General features: G+C 64.9%; 8 protein-coding genes and 1 pseudogene. 6 read left to right on the top strand and 3 right to left on the bottom strand.

Annotation, left to right across the window (positions count from 1 at the left end):
- Positions 1 to 277: 277 nt before the first annotated feature.
- Entirely contained in the window at positions 278 to 1,882 is a 1,605-nt protein-coding gene (locus ACFPZL_RS08400) for a hypothetical protein (protein ID WP_218116291.1), read from the bottom strand.
- Between the two features lie 396 nt (positions 1,883 to 2,278).
- Between ACFPZL_RS08400 and ACFPZL_RS08395 the strand changes: the two genes are divergently transcribed.
- The gene (locus tag ACFPZL_RS08395; RefSeq protein ID WP_218116290.1) at positions 2,279 to 2,665 is read left to right on the top strand and encodes a DUF1304 domain-containing protein; all 387 of its coding nucleotides are present in this window, start codon (positions 2,279 to 2,281) and stop codon (positions 2,663 to 2,665) included.
- 59 nt (positions 2,666 to 2,724) lie between these two features.
- Entirely contained in the window at positions 2,725 to 2,958 is a 234-nt protein-coding gene (locus tag ACFPZL_RS08390; RefSeq protein ID WP_218116289.1) for a hypothetical protein, read from the top strand.
- Between the two features lie 127 nt (positions 2,959 to 3,085).
- On the opposite strand, the gene ACFPZL_RS08385 is transcribed toward ACFPZL_RS08390, so the two are convergent.
- Positions 3,086 to 3,730: an SDR family oxidoreductase gene (locus ACFPZL_RS08385; protein ID WP_218116288.1), complete on the bottom strand. Its 645-nt coding sequence runs from the start codon at positions 3,728 to 3,730 to the stop codon at positions 3,086 to 3,088.
- Between the two features lie 95 nt (positions 3,731 to 3,825).
- On the opposite strand from ACFPZL_RS08385, the gene ACFPZL_RS08380 reads away from it, so the two are divergent.
- A complete protein-coding gene (locus ACFPZL_RS08380; protein WP_218116287.1) occupies positions 3,826 to 4,254 on the top strand; it encodes a DUF1761 domain-containing protein in 429 nt (142 codons plus the stop codon).
- Positions 4,255 to 4,374: 120 nt separating this feature from the next.
- On the opposite strand, the gene ACFPZL_RS08375 is transcribed toward ACFPZL_RS08380, so the two are convergent.
- Complete coding sequence (locus ACFPZL_RS08375) at positions 4,375 to 4,845, bottom strand: SixA phosphatase family protein (protein ID WP_218116286.1); 471 nt, start codon at positions 4,843 to 4,845, stop codon at positions 4,375 to 4,377.
- A gap of 80 nt (positions 4,846 to 4,925) precedes the next feature.
- Here ACFPZL_RS08375 and ACFPZL_RS08370 point away from each other — a divergent pair, with 80 nt between their 5' ends.
- The 3 genes and pseudogenes from ACFPZL_RS08370 to ACFPZL_RS08360 all read left to right on the top strand — a co-directional run.
- On the top strand, positions 4,926 to 5,210 hold the full coding sequence (locus tag ACFPZL_RS08370; RefSeq protein WP_236022131.1) for a hypothetical protein: 285 nt from the start codon (positions 4,926 to 4,928) through the stop codon (positions 5,208 to 5,210).
- 141 nt (positions 5,211 to 5,351) lie between these two features.
- Positions 5,352 to 6,392 (top strand): response regulator, encoded by a 1,041-nt coding sequence (locus ACFPZL_RS08365; RefSeq protein ID WP_218116285.1) that lies wholly within the window; start codon positions 5,352 to 5,354, stop codon positions 6,390 to 6,392.
- A pseudogene (locus tag ACFPZL_RS08360) lies at positions 6,392 to 6,720 on the top strand (ATP-grasp domain-containing protein); the annotation flags it as partial. The gene ACFPZL_RS08365 and the pseudogene ACFPZL_RS08360, both read left to right, overlap by 1 nt.

Here is a 6,720-nt window from a genome sequence, read left to right as displayed (position 1 = left end):
GATGACGAATTCGCTCTGGCATACCGAGAATGGCTCGAAACAAGCGCGCCTACAAGTTGACAAATATAGGAGCATCATTGCTGCGTCCGAAAGCCGCACTCTCAACGAATGCGGCGGGCGATGAGACCCCGCAGAACTGGTGACCTCGCGTTCCATTTGCGCCTTGGCCTTACCGTCAGCACTCCTGGGAGAATGATGTCCAAGGAATTCGAACTCGTCAGTATGCGGCCCGATGAGATTCGGCCGTCAACGAAAGCGGGCGTCGGAGGGCCTGCCGTCACGGCAGGTGAATCGTGTAAGGGATCTTGAGTTCGTCGAGCAGGTCGAGAAGCGCCTCGGATGCACCGACCTGGTTGGTCGTGTCGCTGGGGAAGAAGTGCCAGTGCGCGCTCTTGATGCACGCCTTCTCTTTTACGCAATTCTGTTTCATGAGGTGGGCGTCGGATTGGATTTGCCGCCTTATCGACTCCGTGAGATTCGTGTATCCGACCTTGGATTCGTGAGCGACGTTCTTCGAAACCACGTCGAATCGGCGCGAAGTCGCATTGCAGACGTCAACGCAACCCTTGGTCGACATGGATACTTGAGACTTGACTTTGCCCTTCTCGCTCAGAATCTTTGTCAGGTACTTCTCCCCGGCGTAGCCGTCGGACATGAACTTGGCGGGTGCGCCGGGGACGTGGCCCTTGCGTGCGATCTGCTTCGCGATTCGCTCCATATACAAGTGCCCGTTCTCGTTGAGCTTCACCAGGCCTTTCTCGGTCGCGCCGGCTGCGTTCAGATCCTTCCAGCCAGGGAGGCGCTCGAGTACGGCTACTTTGGTCTTGTCCGGAAGCCACTTGATCGCGACAACCGCAGCCGCGACGGCGGCGGCGAGCTCGGGGTGCTTCGCCACGAAGGCTGCCACCTTCTTCGGTATCGAAGCGGCATCGCCGCCATACGGAACGAGCCCTGTTGCGCTGAAGCCTGCTCCGACCCAATCGGAGTGAATCATCGCTCCAACTGTGTCTCGCAGGTCTGCAACCCCGCCGACGATCCATCCGATGCCGGGAATGAAACTGGAACCGCCTGCGGCGATGTTCCCCATGAGCCAGGCGAGGGAGTCCCCTGGGGCGAGTTCGCCGGCGAAGGCGCCCTTGGCGAAATCCAAGGCATAATCCCATTTGTCTACCGCGACGTCTTCGAACAGAGGGTCGAAGCCGAGGTCATCGCGATGTTCGACTTCGTAGCGATCATCGAAACCATCCCCATCGGTGTCCACCGATTGCGGGTCCGTGCCGGAGATGTTGACCTCGTAGTCATCGTCGAGTCCGTCTCCGTCGGTATCCTGGCTGAAGGCGTCGAGCTCGTAGTCGGCCTCTCCCGCGTCATCCAAACCGTCGTCATCGGTATCGATCTGCTTCGGGTCCGAAATACCCCGGTATCTGAGGACTGAGGCTTCATCTTCTACTGAGCTGCCTGCTTCCTCGCCATCCGTGAGCCCATCGCCATCGGTATCCGGGTTCATCGGCTCGGTGAAGTACTCGCCACCGCGGACTGTGGTCCATCCGTGGACTTCTGACTTGTCGTCGAGCCCATCACCGTCGGAATCGACCTCGGTGGGGTCCGAGATGCCTGCGTACAGGACTGGGGACTCAGTGCCCGAGATTAAGGATCCCGCTTCCTCCCCGTCGTTCAGACCGTCTCCATCGGTGTCGGCTGAGGTCGGTGAAGTTCGATAGACGGTTCCGTCTTGTGTTTGCCATCCATCGATCTCCAATACGTCTGGAATTCCATCTCCATCGGTATCGGCATCGATATCGGACTGAGAAGCTCCATCCTTGGTGGGCGCGTCAGCCCCTAGTCGGGGAATGACGGCCGTACTGATGATGATTGCGGCCACAGCAAGCAGAGCGAGCCCGAGTATCCAATGAGAACGGCGAACGCGTGTAAAGACCGATCTCGGATCTGCCGATGCGCGCTCACCTGTCGGACCGAGCGATGCTGTCTGATCATTCTGTCTTTTGTGCTCGCTTGAGCTTGGCTCACCTTCCACGATGCATCTCCGATCCCCCAACGGCTGCAAGACGATGAAAAGCCGTCATGTCCAGGCAAGATCTGAGCGGAAGGCCACTTCGATCCTGCCTTGAGCAGCCACTCTAGCTCAGCGCTCGGTTCGTCGATGCAGAGCCCAGAGTCAGGATCTGGTCAAAATTCAGGAGACCTGAATCTCCGCCCGCAGTGTGATCCTCCTCCAGAATGAGTGCAACGCACTCTATGTCGAACGAGGAAGCAGAAGATGATCGCAATAGGACTCACTCTCACCGGCTTGGCCGCACTCATCCACGTCGGCATCTTTTTCATGGAGTCACTCGCCTGGGAGTCTCCGCGCGTGCGGCGCATCTTCGGCACGAGCGAGGAGAGCGCTCGAGCGACCAAACTGCTGGCCTTCAACCAGGGGTTCTACAACCTGTTCCTGGCGGTCGCCGTGGTGGTCGGCATCGTGCTCTCGATAATCGGCCACCAGGCGGTCGGAGCCACGCTGGTGTTCGTCGGCGCCGGCTCGATGGTGGCCGCGGCGCTCGTGCTGCTCTGCTCGAGCAAAGGCGCCGGAATCGCCGCTCTCGTTCAGGGATTGCTCCCCGCGTTCGGCATCATCGCTCTGGCGATCGGGGTCGGGCAGTAGCAATGTCGGGGGCGACCGATACGGTCAGAACGACACCAGAACGGTGAGAGGAGGAATGCATGGTTCACATCATCTTCCTGCTCGTGTGTCCGCCGGTTGTCGTTGTCAGCATCATCTGGTGGTTCGCGTCACTGGTGAAACGCGCAGCAGAAGCGCAGGCGAAGGATCGAGCTCAGGCGATGGCTCGTGAGGTGAGCGCCCGGACGGCACCGCAGGCGCCGCCTGAACAACGACCGAGAGAGCCCTCACTCGACCCGAACCTCGAGGGTTGCATCAACCAGCGCCATCACTGAGTCCCGAAGCCCGGCGGCGATGTACCCGCGCCTGCTCAACTCCGGGAAGTCGACATCGACGTCGAGCGCGAGTTGATGTAATTCGTAAAGAGCCAGAGCGCGGCGGAGCAGTCCTCCCGGAACGCCGTTAGGCGCTGATCGCCTCCGCGACCGGCGTATCGCCGTCGTTGAACCTGATGGTGCGGCGGATCGTGGACGTATCCGCAAGCGTCGCAGCGATCACCTGCGCGACATTCTCGCGAGAGACCCGACCCGACTCCGTCTCCCCGGTGTCGATCCTGCCGCTGCCGGAGTCGAAGGTGAGCGTGCTCGGTCCGAGGATCGTCCATTCCAGGCTGCTGTCGCGCAGGTGGGCATCCGCAGCGGACTTCGCCTCCGCATAGGCGTAGAAGGAGTTACTCGGGTCGATGCCGTGATCCGGCGATGCGTTGAAGTACGACACCATGACGTACCGGCGCACACCCGCGCGCTCAGCCGCCTCCATCGTGCGGATCGCCGCATCCCGATCGACCGCGAGCGTGCGTGTAGGATCGCCGCCGCCCGCGCCGGCCGACCAGACGACTGCATCGTGCCCGGAGATCAGTCCGGCCAGCGCATCGACATCGAGCGTCTCGATATCGGCGACGAGCGGCTCGGCCCCGGTCTCCCGCACCTCAGCCACGTGCTCCGGATTCCTGATCACGGCGGTGACGGTGTTCCCGCCCTTCACCAGCAGAGGCTCCGCATGCAGCGCCACACGACCATGTCCACCGAACAAGATGATCTTCGCCATGGTGCCACCCTAGCTCCCGAGCCCGTGGACCCTGCCAGCTATCATGAGACCAGTCGGCATCGACGGCGAAGCCGACCCGTCGAGAGGAGCCCGCCATGGTCCCCGAGATCAACTACTGGGCAGTGATCGTCGCAACCGTCTCCACGATGGTGGTCGGATCGCTCTGGTACACGCCGAAGGTGTTCGGCGATAAATGGGCACGGCTCGCGAAGGTCGAGTTGAGCGGCGACGCGCGGTCGGCGATCGGCCCCATCGTCACCACCGTGATCGTCAGCTTCATCACCGTCTGGGTCTTCGCCGGCGCGATCTGGATCGCGTTCGAGTTCTACGGCGGATCTTTCCTCGTTTCCGCGCTGCTGACCGGCGTGGTGCTCTGGGCCGGCTTCACCGCCGCACGCTTTATCACGCACGACGCGTTCGAAGGCCGCCCCTCCGGGCTCACCATCATGAACATCGCGCACGAACTCGTGACGGTCCTCGTGATGGCGCTGATCCTCGGACTCTGGCCGCCGGCCGGCCTGTGAGGGGTCCCAGTTAAGAAGTCCGGTGCGAGAGGCCCCGCGTGAGTGCCATGTAGCCCCGCCGTCCGGTAATTCGGGAGGGCAGACCGACCCGTCTCCGCCCAACCCGCCCCGGCCCGCACCTCACCGTGGCGTCGCGAGCCCCCACGTGTCGGCGGGGCGGGTCACCGCCTCGTCCCAGGCGTCGACCTGCCAGGTGAAGCGGGCGACCGCGCACGTCGGCATGTGCGTGATGCCGCCATCCGAGAGCGTCGAGGCGAGATCCGAGATCCCCGGATCGTGGGCGACGACCATCACGGTCCCGGCATCCGACCCGGCCGCCGCAGTCAGCAGCTTCGCGGCCGAAGCCAGGTACAGCTCCTCGTCGAGCTCGACCTCCACGCCGAGCGCCGCGCCGAACACCGCCGCCGTGGACCGTGCCCGCACCGCCGTGCTCGAGAGGATGCGCTGCACCTCGACGCCGGTCGCCGCGAGCCGATCCGCCATCGCCGGAGCATCGCGCAGGCCGCGCGCATTCAGCGGCCGATCATGGTCGGGAAGCTCCGGATCACCCCAATCCGACTTCGCATGCCGCGTCAGGATGAGTTCTCGCACGTCGCACCCCCGACCGAATTCACTCACGACTTCCAGATACCGGGCGTACCGTGGAAGTGCCCCTACCTAGGAGGTGCATCATGACACGCAAACATGTGGAAAGGCAGAGCGAGGCCCGCAGTCACATCGTGGACGAACCGCACCCCGCCACCCGCTACGAAGCGGGCAACGGGCAAGGCACGACCCGCGCATGGGCCCACGAGGGCAAGACGCAGGATCACCCGATCCTCGACGGCTCCACACAGTCGGCCGAAGCCGAACGCGACGTCGACAACCCGTGGCGCGGGATCGACGACCCGTCGCTCCACCGGCACCCGGAGCACATCCCCGAATCGGCGCGGCACCACCTGCACGACACCGCTTGACCGGGCGGCGCCGCCGCCGGAACGGCCCGCGAAAGGCTTGAGGGCCCGCACGGAGGTGGCGCCGAAAACCTCCGAGCGCTTGTCGTGGACGGTCGGACATCAATAGGCTGCAGTCAGGGTCAAACTGAGGGGGGAGACTGCATGACGGAGACCGCAGCCCGTGTGCTCGTCGTCGACGACGATCCGGACGTCGCATTGCTCGTCGCGACCGTGCTCGAACGCCGGGCGGGCTGCATCGTCGACATCGCCGCAGACGGACCCTCCGCGATCGAGCGGGCGTGCGCCCAGCAGCCCGACCTCGTCGTGACCGACATCGAGATGCCGGGGCTGAACGGCCTCGACCTTGTGAAGGAGCTGCGCCGGCGCATGCCGTGCGTATCGGTCGTCGTCATGACCGCGCACGTCTCCGTCGACTACGCGGTCTCCGCGCTGCGCGTGCAGGCCGACGAGTTCCTCACGAAGCCCATCGACAACGCGCACCTCATCGAGACCGTGCAGCGTCTGGTCGCCGAGAAGCGGCGGCGCGACCGTCAGCGAGCGCCGAAGCGGGTCCTCGCGGTCGGCGCGCACCCCGACGACGTCGAGATCGGCGTCGGCGGGACCCTGGCAGCGCACGCGCACGCCGACGACGAGATCACGATCCTCACCCTCTCGCGCGGGGCGCGCGGCGGCGACGCCGACAGCCGGCAGCACGAGTCGCTGGCCGCGGCCGAGATGCTCGGCGCCCGGCTCTTCCTGAAGGACCTGATCGATACCGAGATCCCGAACGGTGGGCCGAGCGTCCGCCTGATCGAGGAGGTCGTCGCCGAGGTGCGGCCCACGATCGTGTACACGCACTCGTCGCACGACCGTCACCAGGACCACCGCGCGGTCAGCGAGGCGACGATCGCCGCGACGCGCAGGATCGGCACGGTGGCCTGCTACCAGAGCCCCTCCGCCACGATCGAATACCGGCCGACCCGCTTCACGCGCATCGAGCGGTTCCTGGAGCGCAAACTCGAACTGCTCGAGTGCTTCGGCACCCAGACCGCCAGCCGCGACTACCTTGACCCGGAGTTCGTGACCGCGACCGCTCGCTACTGGAGCCGCTTCGGCGGGGGGACCGCGGTCGAGCCGCTCGAGATGGTGCGCGAGAGCGAGGACATCGTGAGTAGCTACGAACACCTGAGGGTCGAGAGTTGATGCCGGCACGGGTGCTGGTGACGGGTGCGGGCGGCCCCGCGGGCGTGGCGGTGATCCGCTCGCTGCTGCGCCGGGACGACCTGACGGTCTTCGCCGCGGACATGGAAGGCTGGGCGAGCGGACTCTACCTGGTGGGCGCGGACCGCCGCCGCCTCGTGCCGCCGGGCGCCGACGAGGGCTTCGTGCCGGCGCTCCGCCGCATGATCGACGAGGATCGGATCGACCTGGTGGTCTCGACCGTCGACGTGGAACTGCTCGCACTGGCGGTCCGGCGGGGACGGCTGCGGATCCGGTCGGGGCGGCGTCTGCCGGTTCCCGGTGCTCGGCG

The sequence above is a fragment of the Leucobacter soli genome (assembly GCF_042659205.1).
GTDB classification, from domain to species: Bacteria; Actinomycetota; Actinomycetes; order Actinomycetales; family Microbacteriaceae; genus Leucobacter; species Leucobacter soli.
This window is presented reverse-complemented; position numbering and strand designations above follow the sequence as displayed.

What these genes read in the sequence shown, in the direction of transcription:
- ACFPZL_RS08390 (WP_218116289.1), top strand. Translation starts at nt 2,725, where the DNA reads ATGGTTCACATCATCTTCCTGCTCGTGTGTCCGCCGGTTGTCGTTGTC.
- ACFPZL_RS08395 (WP_218116290.1), top strand. Translation starts at nt 2,279, where the DNA reads ATGATCGCAATAGGACTCACTCTCACCGGCTTGGCCGCACTCATCCAC.
- ACFPZL_RS08370 (WP_236022131.1), top strand. Translation starts at nt 4,926, where the DNA reads ATGACACGCAAACATGTGGAAAGGCAGAGCGAGGCCCGCAGTCACATC.
- ACFPZL_RS08380 (WP_218116287.1), top strand. Translation starts at nt 3,826, where the DNA reads ATGGTCCCCGAGATCAACTACTGGGCAGTGATCGTCGCAACCGTCTCC.
- ACFPZL_RS08385 (WP_218116288.1), bottom strand. Translation starts at nt 3,730, where the DNA reads ATGGCGAAGATCATCTTGTTCGGTGGACATGGTCGTGTGGCGCTGCAT.
- ACFPZL_RS08365 (WP_218116285.1), top strand. Translation starts at nt 5,352, where the DNA reads ATGACGGAGACCGCAGCCCGTGTGCTCGTCGTCGACGACGATCCGGAC.